Annotated in this window: 10 protein-coding genes; 7 read left to right on the top strand and 3 right to left on the bottom strand. The window is 37.1% G+C overall.

The annotated features are described in order from the left end of the window. Nucleotides 1-154: 154 nt before the first annotated feature. Nucleotides 155-3,661, top strand: a complete 3,507-nt coding sequence (locus ABES52_RS15650) for a S8 family serine peptidase (protein WP_429652169.1) — start codon at nt 155-157, stop codon at nt 3,659-3,661. 181 nt (nt 3,662-3,842) lie between these two features. Further along, nucleotides 3,843-5,750: an S-layer homology domain-containing protein gene (locus ABES52_RS15645; protein ID WP_429652167.1), complete on the top strand. Its 1,908-nt coding sequence runs from the start codon at nt 3,843-3,845 to the stop codon at nt 5,748-5,750. 96 nt (nt 5,751-5,846) lie between these two features. On the opposite strand, the gene murJ is transcribed toward ABES52_RS15645, so the two are convergent. From murJ to csaB, 3 genes are read right to left on the bottom strand one after another with little or no spacing between them, the layout of a single operon-like run. Then, nucleotides 5,847-7,361 carry a murein biosynthesis integral membrane protein MurJ gene (gene murJ / locus ABES52_RS15640; RefSeq protein ID WP_429652165.1) on the bottom strand — a complete coding sequence of 505 codons (1,515 nt, stop codon included), beginning with the start codon at nt 7,359-7,361 and terminating at the stop codon, nt 5,847-5,849. A 50-nt stretch (nt 7,362-7,411) separates the two neighbouring features. Next, nucleotides 7,412-8,596 (bottom strand): glycosyltransferase family 4 protein, encoded by a 1,185-nt coding sequence (locus ABES52_RS15635; protein WP_429652163.1) that lies wholly within the window; start codon nt 8,594-8,596, stop codon nt 7,412-7,414. Between the two features lie 44 nt (nt 8,597-8,640). Next, nucleotides 8,641-9,747, bottom strand: coding sequence for a polysaccharide pyruvyl transferase CsaB (csaB, locus tag ABES52_RS15630; RefSeq protein ID WP_429652161.1), 1,107 nt, complete (start codon nt 9,745-9,747; stop codon nt 8,641-8,643). Between the two features lie 200 nt (nt 9,748-9,947). Between csaB and ABES52_RS15625 the strand changes: the two genes are divergently transcribed. The 5 genes from ABES52_RS15625 to ABES52_RS15605 all read left to right on the top strand — a co-directional run bounded on the left by ABES52_RS15625 (nt 9,948) and on the right by ABES52_RS15605 (nt 17,590). Next, nucleotides 9,948-11,222, top strand: coding sequence for a nucleotide sugar dehydrogenase (locus ABES52_RS15625; RefSeq protein WP_429652159.1), 1,275 nt, complete (start codon nt 9,948-9,950; stop codon nt 11,220-11,222). Between the two features lie 13 nt (nt 11,223-11,235). After that, on the top strand, nt 11,236-11,949 hold the full coding sequence (locus tag ABES52_RS15620) for a WecB/TagA/CpsF family glycosyltransferase (RefSeq protein ID WP_429652157.1): 714 nt from the start codon (nt 11,236-11,238) through the stop codon (nt 11,947-11,949). A 79-nt stretch (nt 11,950-12,028) separates the two neighbouring features. After that, nucleotides 12,029-13,141 (top strand): glycosyltransferase, encoded by a 1,113-nt coding sequence (locus ABES52_RS15615; RefSeq protein ID WP_429652155.1) that lies wholly within the window; start codon nt 12,029-12,031, stop codon nt 13,139-13,141. A gap of 74 nt (nt 13,142-13,215) precedes the next feature. Further along, nucleotides 13,216-14,598, top strand: coding sequence for an O-antigen ligase family protein (locus tag ABES52_RS15610; RefSeq protein WP_429652153.1), 1,383 nt, complete (start codon nt 13,216-13,218; stop codon nt 14,596-14,598). A gap of 394 nt (nt 14,599-14,992) precedes the next feature. After that, nucleotides 14,993-17,590 carry an S-layer homology domain-containing protein gene (locus ABES52_RS15605; protein WP_429652152.1) on the top strand — a complete coding sequence of 866 codons (2,598 nt, stop codon included), beginning with the start codon at nt 14,993-14,995 and terminating at the stop codon, nt 17,588-17,590. Nucleotides 17,591-17,825: the final 235 nt, after the last annotated feature.

The raw sequence follows: 17,825 nt of genomic DNA, 5'->3' as shown, positions 1-17,825 counted from the left end.
GTAGGTTAACCTACATTCCTTCCAAAGAGAGAGTATTGGAAATATTTGCACCACCACAATTGACAGAGAGCCAAAAAACTTAAACATACCATTGTTTTCCTATAATGGTAAACTTATAATGGAAAGTGATTCCAATTTTAATAGGAGGGGAAATATGAGAAGGTGGAAAAAGCAAGTTGTGGCTTTAGGAATTTCAGCTAGTTTACTAACTGGGGGAGCATTTCTTCCTTATGCGAATGCAGCTGATGTTGGGAAGGCCTCCATTACTTCTAAGATAGGGGAACATCCAATACTCAAACAAAAAGAAGAAGCAAAAGATCAAGTATTTTTAAGTGATGACACCTTTGTAGTGAAATATCAACAACCATTTTCTTACCATGAGTATAAAAAGCTTGGAGTAACCGTTATTCAATCGATACCGGAATTAAATTACTCCATTATAAAAATCAAAGATAAAAAGAATGCATCTAGAACGATTAAACGGATCCAACAGCATCCGAAAACGCTCGCTATTCAACCGAGTGCACTCTATCAACCGATGAGCTTTAAAGACCCGAAAGCCGATCTTCAATATATGCATGATTTACTAAAAACAGAGAGTGCTCAAAAGCTAGCTGGTAAACATAAAGTAAAGATAGCCGTCATTGACCAAGGGATTGATAAAAATCACCCCGAATTAAAAGGAAAACTATTAAATAGTTATAATGTCATCAACCCAATGAATCAAGCAACTCCTGATTATCACGGTACACATGTAGCGGGAATCATTGCAGCCGAAAAAGGCAATGATGTGGGTGGCTATGGTATTAATCCAAATGTAGAGTTAATCTCGATTGATGTAATTGACCGTAGTTGGACTACCACAGACTACACCATTGCCCAAGCCATTTTAGAAGCGGTAAAAAGAGGGGCAAAAGTAATTAACATGAGTTTAGGTAGTCCAATGCCATCTCCAATTTTAGAAGACGCTGTTAAAGAAGCATTAAGTAAAAATGTCATTATTGTAGCATCGGCAGGTAACTCTGGTGATGATACACGCATGTATCCGGCTTCTATCGAAGGTGTTATTAGTGTAGGTTCCATTAACAAAGAGAAAAAATTATCCTATTTCTCTACGTATGGTCCTTCAGTAGACTTAGTTGCGCCTGGTGAAGATGTTTATAGTACTCTGTATGACTATGAGAAAAAATCTACTTATTACAATATGAGCGGTACCTCTATGTCTGCTCCTGTTGTTACGGGTGTTGTTTCTTTACTTCTTTCCAAATACCCTGACTTAACTCCTCAAGAAGTTGAGTTTATTTTAGAACATACGGCGGAAGATTTAGGAGAAAAAGGGTTTGACGTGAAGTACGGGTATGGTTTGGTTAACCCAATAGCGGCACTAAAATACAATATTAAGAATATTCCCAAATATGTGAAAGGTGAGCCGACAAATGAAGAATTAGATAAAGTTGCCAAAAAGATTGATCCTTCTCCAAACTATCAAGTAAAAGAATATTTCACTAAACCTAGTGAACGACATGTTTATAAGTTGCAAGTAAATGAGGGTGACCACATTCAAATCACATTAAACGGTGCTAAACAATACGACTATAAATTTAACGTTTATATGGATCATGACAAGGATCCATTTGAATTACAAGTGAATGATGTTACCGAAGGAAAGATAGAAGGAAAAGCAATCATTGCTCCTTTCTCTGGTGAGATGGTTATTGAAGTGAAAGATGTAAATGGAAATTATGATGATTCCAAAGCGAAAAAGGCATGGTATGAACTATCTGTTGAACGAGTCTTTGAATTACCAGAAGATGATAGTTCAGTAGAAGCTCCTATTCATATTGACAATGTACCGTTCCAAACGACTAAACCACTCTACTTCCTTGGGGAAGAGGGGGATGATGACTTCTTCCGCTTCCGTGTCGATTCAGAGAAATTAATTAAAATTGACTTATCAAAAGTACCTGGCTTAGATACAAACATTAGTGTGTATGCTGCTGAACAATTTGGATTAATGCCAGAAGAGCTCCTAGACGAAGGTTTCGTAAAGGAAGCAGCTATACAAATTAGTAAAGATGATGTAGCTCCAATGTATTATGCTAATTCAAAAGGCGCTTCAGAAGGGGAAACGCTAGTATTTAAAGCCGACCCTGGAATGGAATACTTAGTAAAAGTTTCTAGTAAACAAAACCTCTATTTCGGGTTCATTGAGTTTTTCTTTATGGGTCCAGTGAAAGAAAAAGAAGAAACCATATTACAATCTTTTATCCCATATAAGCTTTCTATCGATTCAAAAGATGTTCCGGCTGATGAGGATATGCTACCAGAAGCTTTCGATGAATATTTCATAAAAGAAATTGAGGGCGAAACGCCATTAGAAATGGCAAAAGCAAAAGTTGCGGCTACCCTAGAAGACGAAGAATTTGATTGGGAAACACATTATATTGAAACGCTTCAAGCAGCTGCGAGAGAGTATAACATCGGCGGAGAAATCGGTGGATTTTTACAAGCAATGTGGGATGAGGACTGGTATAAAGTTACCCCTGAAACAACAGGAATTTATCAATTTAACGTTGGAAATAATTTAGGTGAGATTCCTAGAGTAGAAGTATATAAACTAGTAAAACCAACAGAAGAAGAACGGAAGGAAAACGAGGATGCTAAGCCATACCTTCAATATATGGTCGAAAATATTATGTGGGGTTCGTATGGAATTGGGTTTTCCGATCACGTTTATGTCAGCATGGAAAAAGGGGAAGAATATTATATTAAAATTGCATCTGACTTCTTCACCAATAGTATTCCGTTTAACGGCTATCGTATGACTTCTAAAATTTTGGATCATCACGTGTATGATTCCAATGAACCTAACAACCAATTTAACCAAGCCAAAACGATTACACATAAAAAAGTAACAGGCGCTCTATCTAGTGCATATGACGAAGATCTTTTCTACTATGAAGCAAAATCAAATGATGTGATGGGACTATTATTCAAAAACGAAGAACCGTCCAAGAAACTAAAAGATAAATTACCGCCAGAGTTATTTGCTCCGGTCTATGGATTCGCCGTCATTGTAGAAGATACGAATAAGAACAAGAGAATTGATGAAAAAGAATGGAGAAAGTCTCATTATATTGATCGAATTTACATGGATGGTACGACATTCGGGTCCTTTAAAGTAACGAAAGGAAAAAATTACTTCATTATACTAAGCGGATATGTAGATGGGATGTATCCGTTCAGTTTAACTCCATATTCGTTACACGTTCAACCCGTTTCAACAAAGGATGAAGATAAAGGATCAGTAGTAAAAAACAATATTCCTTCAAAACCGTTATTCTTCAGAAAGAGCACAAACCATTATTATACAACTGGTTATTTAAACGCGGGTGTCCCTTACGGTGATGAAGATTGGTATCGTGTGTATATCCCATCTAATAAAGGGGTGAAAATCACACTTGATGGCGGTCCAGAAATAGACGGCGTGATTGAAGTTTATCAAAATGGAAAACTAATGAACAGAGCGGACTATTACGTAGCAGGAGACATGGAAGTACTTACATTAAACTTGAAAAAGGGAACATATGACATCAAAGTCCGTGATGTAAACGGAAACTCCTCGCTTACTCCATACAAATTAAAAGTCTATTATCAATAAAGTGTAACAGAGGCGGAGCAACCCTTTTGAAGGCTTGCTCTGTCTTTTTGTAACATTGAAAATAAAAAAAGAAAATTCCTAATAAATCCAGTCATCGTACTTCGAATTTACTATTCATTTTTCGTATTCAATAATGATAGAATGATAGATGTAAAAAGAAGGCAACTAGGGAGTGGTTTTGATGAAAAGGAAATTCGTGGCGATTTTGGCTGCATTTATGCTCGCTTTGTCGGTATTTACAACGCCATCCGAGGCAGCTTCAGATGATATTACAGGAATTAAATTAGAAGCGGAAATGCGTGCCGTGATTGAAATGGGAATTATGCAAGGGTTTGGTGATGGAATCTATAAGCCACACATTCAAGTGACACGTGGACAGTTTGCAACATTTATCGCTCGTGCATTAAAATTACCTAACGCTGAGCATCGCTTTCCTGATGTTGCTGAAGATTCTCCTCTTGCATATGGGATTAACAGTGCCTCAGCTGCTGGTATTGTAACGGGATATTCCAATGGAAAATTCGGTCCTGATGATCCGATTACTCGTGAACAAATGGCGATTATGATAAAAAAGGCCATTGATTTTCTAAGCATCCAGGGTCAACAAGCAGAACTTAATTTTACTGACAAGTCGTTGATTACCTCCTCTATTGTAAAACAAGCGATTGCAGTAAATGTCTATTTTGATATTATACGAGGCATTCCAAACGGTGATGGAACATTTCGATTTGATCCAAAGAAATATGCTACTCGTGACCAATCAGCAGCTGTGGTATACCGATTAGTTCAAGTAATCGAAAAAGAGGAAGAAGAAGGGCCTACGCCACCAAGCGAAGGAACCGAATTTAAAGTTGCGAACATTGAGAATGGTCAGTTAGTTCCATTGAACAAAACGTATTCTTCCTATGAGCAAGCAGTGGCAGCGATTACGAATCCTTCAAGTCAAGTTGTTCTTCAAGGGGAAGAAATCGTAAAAATGAAAGATGGAGTTGCTGTAGCCAAACCATCCGTTAATAGTTTACTAACGATTGTGTATGACGAAACAATGAAGAAACAACTTACATATGTAACACAAACAACAGAAATGAAGTACTTAGATGCAGATGCAGAAAAAGTGAAAGTCCAAGTTGCTTCTACCATTGGATATGTTAAACATGAGAATGTCAAGCTGATTCCTACTCCGTTGAAAAAAGGTCAATCGTATTATATGGTTCAAAACGGTGAACTATACCATTATGTTTACAGTGAGCTTACTAATTCCTACGCTTCTTATTTATTCGGAAAAGCCCCATCTTTTATGAAAGCTGGAACGAAGTATTACAGTTGGGATGGGGGAATCTTTGAAAATAGCAATGGACAAGTAGTTGGAGAAGGCTATCAATATTTTAACTATTTACCTGTTCGAACAACCACTTCTTATACGGCGGAACAATTAAATAGTTATGTAGCGAGTGTCAAGCCAGAAAGCCCGTTAAAAGAGCTAGGGAGTGCCTTTAAAAAAGCAGAAGAAACGTATCGTGTCAATGCCATGTTTTTACTAGCGATGGCTATTCACGAAAGTAATTACGGGTTAAGTAAGATTGCGCAAGACAAATATAACTTATTCGGCATTAAAGCGACCGACGGTGATCCTTATAATAATGCTCAAGAATTTAATAGTTTTGAAGAATGTATTTTATATCAAGCTGAAAGATTATCGAAGCAGTACATTGAACCTTCTGGAGCTTATGCCAAAGGGGCAGTACCAGGAAATAAAAGTCGAGGATTTAACGTAAGCTATGCATCCGATCCGTACTGGGGTCAAAAAATTGCGGGACATATGTATCGAATTGACAAACATTTAGGAAGTAAAGAACGTGGCTTGTATACAATTGGGGAAACAACTGTATCCGGCTTAAATGTTCGTAAACAACCAGATACACTTTTATCAGCTCAATTTACCTATCGAATTTCTGGAGCTCCAATTGTTATTAGAGAATACGTAAATGGTCAAATGGGTACATGGGTAAAAACTTATTCTGATTCTATCAATTATGTAGATGCCTATATCTTTGGTGAGTACGTTAAAGAATTACCAATTGTAAAATAAGAAACGAAGGTGACCGAGTGTAGCACTCAGTCACCTTCGTTTTTTTATAAACGGACCAAGAAGATTTGTAGGTTAAAAAGGATTTTCCAGATATTATTAGGCTGGGCGCTTTCTCTTTACCAGTTGCAATAATCGCTGAAACCCTTCTGGATAGAAGATTTTTAACGAAAATGCATAAAGTAGAACACCTATTGGAACGAGTAGTGCTAACTGCCATAACGAGTACCAATAATGAATATATCCTTTTAAAAAGTAGATTGGTAACGCCATGATGAGAGTCGGTGGAATCACTTTGACTAGTAAGCGAATCAGTTTTTTCGTTTCTAATTGATCGAAGCCTCGATAGACAACGATCGACGAAATCGTTAAATAATAAATCGATACAATTGAAGAAGATAGAGCTAATCCAGGGTATCCGAACCGATCTACCAATATCCAGTTTAAAAGGATGTTCACAACAATGGTCGTCACACTAATGCGAAACACAATGGCTGTTTTTCCTTGCGCATACATCGATTTAGAAACGATAAATTGTAATCCTTGAGTCACAATTAAAGGTAAGTAAAAAACGAGCGCTTTATACGTATTTTCCTTATCTAACGATGTAAACATACCCCGTTCATAAATAAATGATATTACTGCATCTCCAACAACTAACAATCCAGCAGCAATAGGCATTAACGTAAGGAGGGAAATTTCTACCCCCATAAAAAACGTTTGTTGAAATTTCTCTTTTTGATTTACTTGTTCTGATAATAAGGTGAATATAATAGCGGCGATGGTTGTCCCATATATAGCATTTGGAATACTAACTAGTAAGGATGCGTTATTTAAATAAGTAACAGCACCTTCGATGGTACTTGATGCGAATATCTTATCAACGAACATATTCACTTGTCCTACGACGGAGTTTAAAAGAGAAGGGACAATTAAAGCAATAAATACCTTGGAAAACTCTTTTTCAACCTTAATCGTCGGTGACCATCGAAATCCATGTTTATATAAATACACGAATTGAATGAGTATTCCAAGCAAAGTTCCAACGATAAAACCATAGGCTAAACTATAAATCCCCCATATTTGCGCAAATAATAAGGCGAATAAGGCCCCAAGGAGGGTGGCTAACAGCTTCGATATTTGTGAAGGAACAAACACACGTCTAGCTTGTAAATACGATTCTAATATTCCGTTTAAAGCAATCGCGCTCATAAATAAGAAGAAAAATTGAGTGATATGGACGGCAACTTCTTCTGTCGTTGGATGCATATCACCAAAAATAAAAGGGACTAGAGTAGGTACGAAAAAGTAACCTAGTACGGTTGCTGCTAAAAATAAAAGGACCGTGATGTTCAAAATTCCGATGGCGTTTTTTTCTGTTAACGCAGCATTTTCCTTTCTATGCTGAACGTACAACGGTAAAAACACATTATTAAATCCAGTAGATATCATCGCCACAACTAATGTGATAAAAGAAAAAGCTAAAAGGTACCCGTCTGTGTATTCATTGGCACCAAATTGCTTGGCAATGATACTTTCTCGTAAGAATCCCGATAATTTTAAAACAATCGCCAACAACGTGATCCATATGGCTGTTTTTTTTAATGAAGACATACGTGACACCTGCTTTGACTAGGAACACGAATGAAGTAAGACAAAAAGCCTTACTTCATTCGTTTCTCCTGTAATGCACTTAAATAGATTGATTCATATTTTTGAGCTGCAGAAATGTGGGAGTATTCCTTTTCAATTTTCTCACGGGCTTTTTTCGCCATTTCTTCTCCTTTTTCTGGATCAGATAAAATATGAATAATCGCTTCGGCAAGCTGCTGTTCATTTTTTTCTTCGACGAGAAGACCATCTACTTCGTGTTCCACAATTTCTTTTAGACCTCCGACCGCACAGGCAACAAGAGGTGAACCAGATCCCATTGCTTCTAATGCAGAAATCGAAGTCGCCTCTTCTACTCCAGCTGAATGAACGCTAGGAACAAGAACCACGTCGCTCATCGCATAATAATCTTTGATTTGTTCGTGAGGAATGGCTCCTAAAAGTGTGACGTTTTGTTCTAAGTTATTCTTTTCGACAATTTGTTTAATCTCACTTAATGCTTCGCCGCTACCCGCATAGATAAGTTGAGTATTTGGGAATTGCTTTAAAACGGTCGGTAGTGCAAGAGCGGGATAAATGACCCCATTTTTTCTCGTTAATCGTCTTGGAACGAAAATCACATTTCTTTTCAATGGAATACCGTACTTTTCTTTTAACTCATTTTTTCGTTCTTTATCCGGCTTGAAATTATGAATATCAATAAAGTTTCGAATCGCTGTCGCTTCTACACCTGATACTTCTTTTACATAATTCTTTAAACGCTGGTCAACGGTTACTAGCTTTCGTGCCCCTTGATAGGCTTTAATTTCTACTTCTGTCATGTACATTGCTTCTTTACTGCCTTCTACAAGGGATCCTTTACTAATAGATTCAAACGTCATATACCCGTGAACCGTCATCACAGTTGGAATTCCTGATTCGAGAGCAGCTAATGTGGTAAATGCATCTTGTGCATTAATAATGTCGTATTGTTTATGTTTATTTTTTTCAATTAGGGATTGAAGTAATTTTTTCCGTACGTTGTGTGTCCAAACGATGCCTTTCCCTTTTTTTACTTTATTAAGAAGATAGCTAGGACCTTTCGCATAGATGTTTTGAACAAGTGGAGAAACATTGGAAAATGATAATACATCCACTTCATGCCCGAGTGACTCTAAACCAGCTTTTAATGTAGTGACATGTGTTGAAAGACCTCCGGCATGAGGATAGTCGTATGCAGTCGCAAGTAATATTTTCATCATTGGCCCTCCTCTGGCTCATGATTTGACAGGTAATTGATTAATTAAGAGAAAAAATGCTGCTTCATTAGTTCTAAGTTTCGAACGGCTTCCTTCCGCATATGATCAGCATTTTCTTTAATTTCTACTGCATGTTGATCGTGGTGCTCTAATAAGTGAATAGCGTTTTGAATCAATGTATCCACATGAATCTCTTCTAAACGAGCAGAGAATTTCCACATGCCGCTTCGTTTTAATAAACTCTCCACTTTGGTATCATAACTCAATCCGATGTGTGGCACTCCCATTAAAGTCGAGAAAATAAGCGCATGTAGTCTCATACCAACGGTTAATTGACATTGGCCGATAAAGTTTAAGTACTGATTTGGTGTGAAATCAGTTCCTAGTAAATGGCATTTTTCTGCGTGTTTCATTTGAGCTAATACTTGCTCGCTTGCTTTTTTGTCGTGGTGCCCTTCCATAGGAACAAACACTGGTGTAATTCCTTTTTGTTCGATTAATGCATCTAATATTTGAGCCACTTGTTCAAACTGTTTGACATGTTCAAACCAAGGTCTCACGGATACAGCAACTAATTTTTCGTCTCCTTTTAAAGGAAGTGATTTGATACATGAGTCATCTTTTTTAGGTTTAAAGGCAAAAACAATGTCGGACGTGACAACTGTTTGCGGGCGTTTTACTCCTAATTCGTGCAGTAATTGTTTCGAATATTCATCACGCACTGTAATAAAGTCCGCTAAGTTTGCTAACTTCATTAGTATTTTTCCCCATTTTGTCTTTACAGGCCCAATTCCTTGAGAGAAAAACATGACTTTCGTTCCACATAATTTTGCTAATAAGACAATCAATAGATAATATGGAAGAGGACCAAACAAAAATTTGGTTGGATAATGGTCTTGTAGCAATCCTCCTCCACCACTAATGAGTAAATCGGCTTCCCTTAATGCTTTTATTTTCTCTTTATTTTCATGCCGCCAACCGCGATATACACTTTTGACGTTGTGTTCTTTTGCCGTTTTTTCTGGAGAAAGTGAAAAAACGGTAATATCTGGGTTGTTAAATTCCTCTCGTAAGTTATCAATAATGGCTTCTAAAATGGCTTCATCCCCCGTATTTCCTAATCCATAAAAACCAGAAATCACAAATTTCAAGCCATTTGCCTCCTTTACAAAAAATAAAAAATAAGCAAAATAAAAAGTGCGGGTGAAATCGCACTTAAAAATCAAAGTTTATTTTATCATTACAATGATTTCCTAGCAATGTAGTAGATGAAACCTTTTTTGTCATTTGTTATACTATGTAAGAAATTGTCGTTTTTTAAAAACTAATTAAAAGTGAGGTTTATTAACCTATGGATAAAATTTGTGTCATTGGATTAGGATATATTGGTCTCCCTACTTCGGCCATTTTTGCTCGTGCCGGTTATGAAGTGGTAGGAGTAGACGTCAACGAAAAAGTAGTAGATTTATTAAATAAAGGTGAAATTCATATTGAGGAGGTAGGGTTACCGGAACTTGTCAAAGAAGTGGTTCAAAAAGGTAACCTACGTGCGTCATTAACACCAGAGAAAGCAGATGTGTTTATTATCGCTGTCCCAACTCCTATTCATGAGGACCGTACAGCGAATGTGGATTATGTTATTAGTGCAACAAAAGCTGTCGCTCCATATTTAGAAAAGGGAAATGTTTTGATTGTCGAATCGACCATTCCACCTCGAACAATGAACGATGTTGTTGCACCCATTTTACAGGAGCATGGAATTGATGCATACAACGATGTGTATGTAGCGCATTGTCCTGAACGAGTGCTACCTGGACGAATTTTAATTGAATTGATCGAGAATACTCGGATTGTTGGTGGGATTACTCCAGAAGCTTCCAAAAAAGCGGCTGATGTCTATCGAGCGATTGTGACGGGTGAAGTGATTGAAACGGAAGCGGTAACGGCCGAAATGTCCAAGCTGATGGAAAATACGTATCGTGATGTGAACATTGCCCTTGCGAATGAGTTAGTCAAAATATCAAAAAAATTAGGGATCAATGCTCATGAAGTCATTGAACTCGCGAACAAACATCCACGGGTCAATATTCATCAGCCTGGACCAGGGGTTGGTGGCCATTGTTTAGCCGTTGACCCATACTTCATTGTTGAAAAAGCGGTAGAAGAATCACCATTAATTCAGACAGCCCGTGAAATCAATAATTCGATGCCGTATTTTGTTATGGAGCAAATTAAGCGATTAACATGTGAATTAAAAAATCCAAAAATTGCTGTGTTTGGATTAACGTATAAAGGAAATATAGATGATGTTCGTGAAAGTCCAGCAATTGAAATCACTGAGATGCTGCTTGCGAATCCTCGATACGATGTACGAATTTACGATCCACACGTACGTGAAGAGCAAGTATCCTTTACGCTGTCGACATTAGAGGAAGCAGTAGATGGAGCACACTTAATTGTGGTTCTTGCTGATCATAATGAGTTCAAACAGCTAGACTTTCATTTGATTCGAGAAAAAATGAAAACACCGGTTATTTTTGATACGAAAAATTGTGTTCCTTCCCATGAAGGTGTGATGCTTTATCGTATTGGTGATTTAGGTCACTTAACAGCAATTCAAGAATAAGGAAGGGCTTCATATGGAAAAAGAGTCTTATTTTGGTGTTAACGTTTCTCCTTATACGTACGATGAAATTATCTCAGATTTAAAGCAACGAATGGAAAAAGGAGAAAAATCGACCATTATCGCAGTCAACCCAGAAAAGGTGATTGCTGCGGAGAAAAATGAAAGTTTAAGAACGCTGATTAATTCAGCGACTTACCAAATACCAGATGGGATTGGCATTATTTTAGCCTCTCGTTTAAAAGGTGGAAAGATTCGTTCTCGTGTAACGGGTGTCGACATGATGGATCGGCTGTTACAATTTGCGGCTGAAGAAGGCTTCGGTGTCTTTCTGTACGGGGCAAAAGAAGAGGTCGTACATCAAGCAGCGGCTAATATTCAAAAGAAATACCCGAAACTTCGCATTGCTGGCGTTCAACATGGATACGAAAAAGATGTCGAAAAGGTCATCACAAAAATCAATGAATCAAAGGCACAGATTTTATTTGTCGCCATGGGTAGTCCAAAGCAAGAGTTATGGATAAAAGAACACATGGATCGACTTTGTCCTTTGGTCTATCAAGGAGTCGGCGGTAGTTTCGATGTGTATGCCGGACGTGTGAAACGAGCTCCGCTAGTTTTTCGAAAGCTTGGCTTAGAATGGTTTTACCGCCTAATGAAAGAACCGAAACGATTGAAGCGTCAACTAGCACTTCCGAAATTTTTGTGGAAAGTTCTTACTTCCAGATAACACAGCATCCTAGAAGGCCCCTCCTTCTAGGATATTGTTTTGATTGTAAAGTATTTAAGATGGGATGGTGGAGGATCCTATGGTTAAAGTATTGCATATGATTAGCGGTGGGGAAACAGGTGGATCAAGAAAGCACGTGGTGACCTTGCTTTCAAAATTTCCTTCTGAAAACGTATGTTTACTCGTGTTTCAAGATGGACCGTTAGCACAAGAAGCACGGGAAGCAGGAATCCGTGTTCAATTAATAAAGCAGTCTTCTCGTTATGATTTATCTGTGTTAACGAAAGTCATTTCTTTTATTCGAAAAGAAAAATTCGATATTTTACACACGCATGGTCCACGCGCGAATTTGATCGGTTTCCTCATACACCGGGTCCTTCCATGTAAGTGGGTAACGACGGTTCATAGTGATCCGAAGCTTGATTTTATGAAACGAGGATGGAAAGGGGCTATCTTTACAAAGCTGAATTTAATATCCCTCAAAAGGGTCCACTACTTTTTTGCGGTATCGGAAAGATTTAAAGAAAATCTAATAGAACTTGGCATACCAGGTCATAAAATTCAAACCGTTTACAATGGGATTGATTTCACCCCTAAAGTGAAGAAAGCGGAACATTTGCAGCAACAACTTGGCTTATTACCTGATGAGTTTATCATGACCATGGTTGCTCGTCTTCATCCTGTAAAGTGTCATGAACTTGTGTTACGCGCGTTTCAGAATGCCGATTTACCCAAGGGAAAATTGTTACTTATCGGAGACGGCCCGATTCGACAAGAACTAGAAAAGTTAGTGGAACAACTTGGATTAAGTCAACAAGTGAAATTCCTTGGTTTTCGAAAAGATGTTCAAGAACTATATTCCATATCGCATGTAGCTTTATTGGCCTCTCAAAGCGAGAGTTTTCCCCTTGTTTTGTTAGAAGCTGCCAATGAAGAAGTACCGGTGATTTCCACAGACGTTGGCGGAGTCCGTGAACTTATTAGTGACGATAATAAAGGATGGGTCGTACCTGTTGGGGATGAGGTAGCCTATTGTCAAGCCATGAAGGAGGCGTACCAACATTTCTTACAAGGGACGTTGCTAGAAAAAGGTGTGGAATTACGGAAACATGCCGAAAAATATTTCTCCTTAGATCACCTTTATCAGCTAACGGTTGAGACTTATGAACAGCTTTTAAAAAGGAAAAATTAAGGGGTTGTCACCTATACAATTTTTATGTATGTTGTCAATGAAGCTTGAAAATGAAAAAAGGAGACATTTAGACAATGACTCAAACAAAAAATAGTTTGACTTATTATATTACGTTAATAATGTTAGCAGTCATACCAATTGTATACTTTAAAACATACATTGGTCCTCTTCCACTTTCGGCGGAAGTGGTTCTTATTCCTTTACTTGTCTTGTCATTTGTATATGATTATCGAAAAGGAAACATTGAATTCAATCGTTTTAATATTCGTTCGTTTTTCATCGCGTTTCTTTTATTTCTTTTAGCAGCTATCGCATCTCTTGTAAAGGCTGAGAGCTTATCACCTGCCGTGATGGAAATTGCTCGCTATTTATCGTATGTGTTCTTATTTTTAATTCTAGTAAAAGTGAAGTTTTCTAAAGAGCAATATTTAAATTTTGCAAAAGCGTTTGGGATTGCTGCTCTCATTGTCGGATTGTTTGGAATTTTTCAATACGTATTTAACTTTTCCTTAAATAAAGCAGGTCTATATGCGTTAAAAGAAGCAAAAGGACGTGTAGATTCTACTTTAATTAATCCAAACTATTACTCTTCCTTTTTAAACTTCGTCATTCCAACATTGCTTCTTTTAGCCGTCGTCTATTTTAAAGAGAAGAAAGTACAATTGATGTTTTTTGCTTTCTATGCAATCTATGTCATTAATTTAATTTTGACTTACACACGTGCCGCATGGGTAACAATGATTGGTGGTTTATTGTTAATCCTAATGATTATGCCGAAGAAGTTTATCAAAGGATTTATAAAGCCACACATCCTTCTTTCATTTATCGCACTTACGATATTTGTTTATTTCATGCCAGATGTACAAGAGCGCACCCATTCGGCCCTTTATGCGATTGAAAAACTCGTATTTAAAAACACAAGCTCGGTTATTAGTGGACCAGTCTTTGGCGATGATGATGAAGGGGACGAAACAACGGATGAAGAGATGGTTGAAGAGGACGAAACAACCAATCGAGCAGTTGTTTCACGAGTCACCTTATGGAAAACTGGTTGGGTCATGTTTCGAGACAACCCGGTATTAGGGGTAGGAATGGGAAATTATTATGTTCGCTATAAAGATTTTGTTACGAAATATCCAGAATTAGATATCGGACACGAAGCTTACTCTGTTCATAACTCTTATTTAAAGGTAGCAGCAGAAACAGGAACTATTGGTCTTATGACGTTTATGGCGATTTACGTTCTATTCTTCTTACAAGTTGCCAAACTATATTTTGCCCAACGTGAACGGTTAGGCAAAGTCCTTGCTGCTGGTCTATTTGTTGGTGCCGCTACCTTTATGGTGCAAAACTTATCGAACAATTTGATGTTTATTCCTCAACTAAATGTAATCTTCTGGTTAGTAAGCGCCTTAGTCATAGCGTTTTTACACCAATTGAAAGAACAGGCATTATGATAAAATAACGATAACGCACTTGCATAAGCAAGTGCGTTTTTACTATATATAGGTAGTTTGTTAATTTGTAAAAAAGTTGACAGATATATGTTAATTGGGATTAAATATGAAGTGAAGGAATTTTTTAATAAATTTTTAGTGAAATATGTAAAAAGTAGTTGAAAAATCCTACTAGTTTGGTAGAATAGAAATCGAGTTCAATAATTCCATTTATTCCATAAAGTCATTTTTATTGTATATTTTTCATTTTTAGAAGGAAAATGGAATGATTCTTTCATATTAATAGAATAGACTTTATGGAATAGGGATTGTTAACTATACATTCATTAATAAACCGATGGAATTCCATCGGTTGAATTAGAAAAAGAATTACAAAACGGGGAGGAACTAGTAAATGGCTTATCAACCTAAGTCTTATCGCAAATTTGTAGCAACTGCTGCAACTGCAACTTTAGTTGCATCTGCTGTTACACCAGCCGCTGCTGCTAGCTTCACAGACGTATCTGATCGTTACAAAGAAGCAGTAGATTACTTAGTAGAAAAAGGTGTAACAAACGGTGTATCTGAAACATCCTTCGGTACATCACAAGAAATCAAACGTGCTGACGCTGCTGTCATGATCGCAAAACTTTTAGGTCTTGACACTGAAAATGCGCCAGACGCTGGTTTCACTGATGTTCCAGAGCGTGCTCGTGGTGCTGTAAACGCACTTAAAGCTGCTGGAATCATCAACGGTAAAACAGCGACTACTTTCGGTGCGGAAGATCCAATGACTCGTGCCGAAATGGCAAAAGTAATTGCTAACGCTTACAAGTTAACTGGTGAAGATGTCGAATTACCATTCACTGACGTAAGCAAAACTTTCGAACCTTACGTAAAAGCTCTTTACAAACACGGTATCACTACTGGTAAAAATGCAACTCAATTTGGTTCTAACGATAAAGTAACTCGCGGTGAGTTCGCATTATTCACACATCGTACTGAAACTCTTGCTGTAGAACCTGAAGTTGTTAGTGTAAGTGCGATTAACTCAACACAAGCGGTTGTAACTTTCAAAGGTGAAATTGGCGAAGCTACAGCTACAAACTTCACAGTTGATAACGGATTAACAGTGGTTAAAGCAGAAATTAACCCTAATAATAAAAAAGAAGTTAAATTAACTTTCAACAAAGAATTGACAGATAAAGAAACTTACAAAGTTACTGTGAATGGTGTAAAATCTGCTACTGGTGTTGAATTAAAAGAATCAACTACAGTTGAGTTTACTTATGAAATCGGTGAAGTTAGCAAAATTGAATTAACAAAAACTACGTTTGTTCCAGGCGAGGACATTGTTGACTTTGTAAAATTAACAAATGCTAACGGTGTTGATGTAACTGATAAATATACTGTAGAAATTTCTTCTACTTCATCAAAAGTTAGTACAACTGCTGGAACAGTTGGTTCTGTTTCTACAAGTGAAACTGCTTATGTACAAGTCACAGTTAAATCTGGTAGTGAAGTAGTTAAGCAAAGTGATGCAATTAAGGTTACTTTAGCACCAATTGCTGTAACATCACTTACTGGTTTTGGATTAGGTAATGATGTAGATACTGTATCTGCTTACAAACAAGCAGTAAAAGATGGAAAATTAACTTCTGAAATGAAAAAATCAGAAACTCCAAACTTGGAGCTTCTAGTAAAAGATAATAATGGTTCTGAGAAATTATTATCTGCTAGCGATGTAACAAAAATTGAAAACTTAACTCCAGCTGTTGCTACTGTGTCTGTTGTTGGTGGCGAGTTAGTTGTTAATGCTTATTCTACTGGTACTGCGCAAGTTAAGTTAACAATTGGTGACTTTGTAACTACTGTTAGCTTTACAGTTAAAGCAGATTCTACAATTACAAATGCAAATTTAAGTAAATCAAATGTTTACTTCAATACTGCATTAAATTCTGGCGAGACTGATTCTGTAAATGTCAACATCGTTGACCAATATGGTGAAAAAATCCAAGCAACAGTTACATCTAACGATGTGTTTGTTGGAGGAACTAAAGTTGGTACATTAACTGCCAAATCTAGCAATACAAATGTTGCTACAGTTACAGTAAATGATGTTGCTTCAGCATCTTCTTCGCTTCCAATAACAATCACTGAAGTTGGAAAAGGAACTGCAACAATTACAGTAGAGTTTAAAGATACTAAAGGTAACGTAGTATTTACAAAAACTTTAACTGTAACAGGTAAAGATGCTGGCGCATTCGCTGGTTATGTAATTGAAACAGATGCTACAGAAATTGATTTGGACAAAGATGTTGCTCCTGAAACAAATGATGATGCAGTAAACTTTGCAGTTTACGAAGTTGATGCTCAAGGAAACAAAATTCAAGCTGTAACATCTGGTGTTACTTTAGAGATTCAAGGTTATGACAAAAACCCTGAAGTGAAAAATTATATTGATGTTGCTGGTCAGTCAGTAGCTGTTGTAAATGCAAATGCATACAAAGCTTTTGCTGGCTCTGGAACATTAAATGTAGATGTTAAAGTAAATAATACAAAGATTGGTACTAAAACAATCACTTACAAAAATACTGATTCTGTAGCTACAAAAGCGGTTATCAATACTGCAGATATCGTTATTGATAACGATAAAATTAATGGTTCTGCAGATCAACCATTAACACTTACAGAGCTATTCTATGGACACTATGATGCAGTTGCTGGTAAATATACAATTGAGCCGAAGTTATCTATACTAGACCAAGCGTCTAAAGCAATTGATTGGGATACAGCGGCTACTCCTGGTACTTTAGTGAATACAGACACAGTATCAAATATTACATTTATAACAACAAACGAATCTAACGTAACTATTTCAGCTGGTACAGTGACTTTAAATCCAGGAAAAACATCTGGTTCATTTACAGTAGTAGATTCTGATGTAGATACTACAGCTGTATCAGATATCTTACCTGCTCCTGTAGCATTCAAAGTAACAATTGTTGACTAATTAATATGCTTAAGGACGGTGCCTGTCACCGCCAGAAAATGCCGAAAAGCTCTGCGGAGAGAAATTTCTGCGGGGCTTTTCTTATTGGGTTCTATGTCAATTGTTGGGGTGTACTTGATGTGAAGTGCACCTCTTTTATATGTATGAAAGTTAAATGGCTCTATAATAAAGGCTCTATAATAAATGTTGGGGTTTTCATACAATTTTGGTCAAAAAAAAAAGGCTCTATACTAAA

Source organism: Aeribacillus pallidus (assembly GCF_050478865.1).
Taxonomy (GTDB): domain Bacteria; phylum Bacillota; class Bacilli; order Bacillales; family JACDOC01; genus JACDOC01.
This window is presented reverse-complemented; position numbering and strand designations above follow the sequence as displayed.

Excerpts from the sequence above, each read along its gene's own strand:
- ABES52_RS15650 (WP_429652169.1), top strand. The coding sequence starts at position 155 with ATGAGAAGGTGGAAAAAGCAAGTTGTGGCTTTAGGAATTTCAGCTAGT.
- ABES52_RS15645 (WP_429652167.1), top strand. The coding sequence starts at position 3,843 with ATGAAAAGGAAATTCGTGGCGATTTTGGCTGCATTTATGCTCGCTTTG.
- murJ (WP_429652165.1), bottom strand. The coding sequence starts at position 7,361 with ATGTCTTCATTAAAAAAAACAGCCATATGGATCACGTTGTTGGCGATT.
- ABES52_RS15635 (WP_429652163.1), bottom strand. The coding sequence starts at position 8,596 with ATGAAAATATTACTTGCGACTGCATACGACTATCCTCATGCCGGAGGT.
- ABES52_RS15625 (WP_429652159.1), top strand. The coding sequence starts at position 9,948 with ATGGATAAAATTTGTGTCATTGGATTAGGATATATTGGTCTCCCTACT.
- ABES52_RS15620 (WP_429652157.1), top strand. The coding sequence starts at position 11,236 with ATGGAAAAAGAGTCTTATTTTGGTGTTAACGTTTCTCCTTATACGTAC.
- ABES52_RS15615 (WP_429652155.1), top strand. The coding sequence starts at position 12,029 with ATGGTTAAAGTATTGCATATGATTAGCGGTGGGGAAACAGGTGGATCA.
- ABES52_RS15610 (WP_429652153.1), top strand. The coding sequence starts at position 13,216 with ATGACTCAAACAAAAAATAGTTTGACTTATTATATTACGTTAATAATG.
- ABES52_RS15605 (WP_429652152.1), top strand. The coding sequence starts at position 14,993 with ATGGCTTATCAACCTAAGTCTTATCGCAAATTTGTAGCAACTGCTGCA.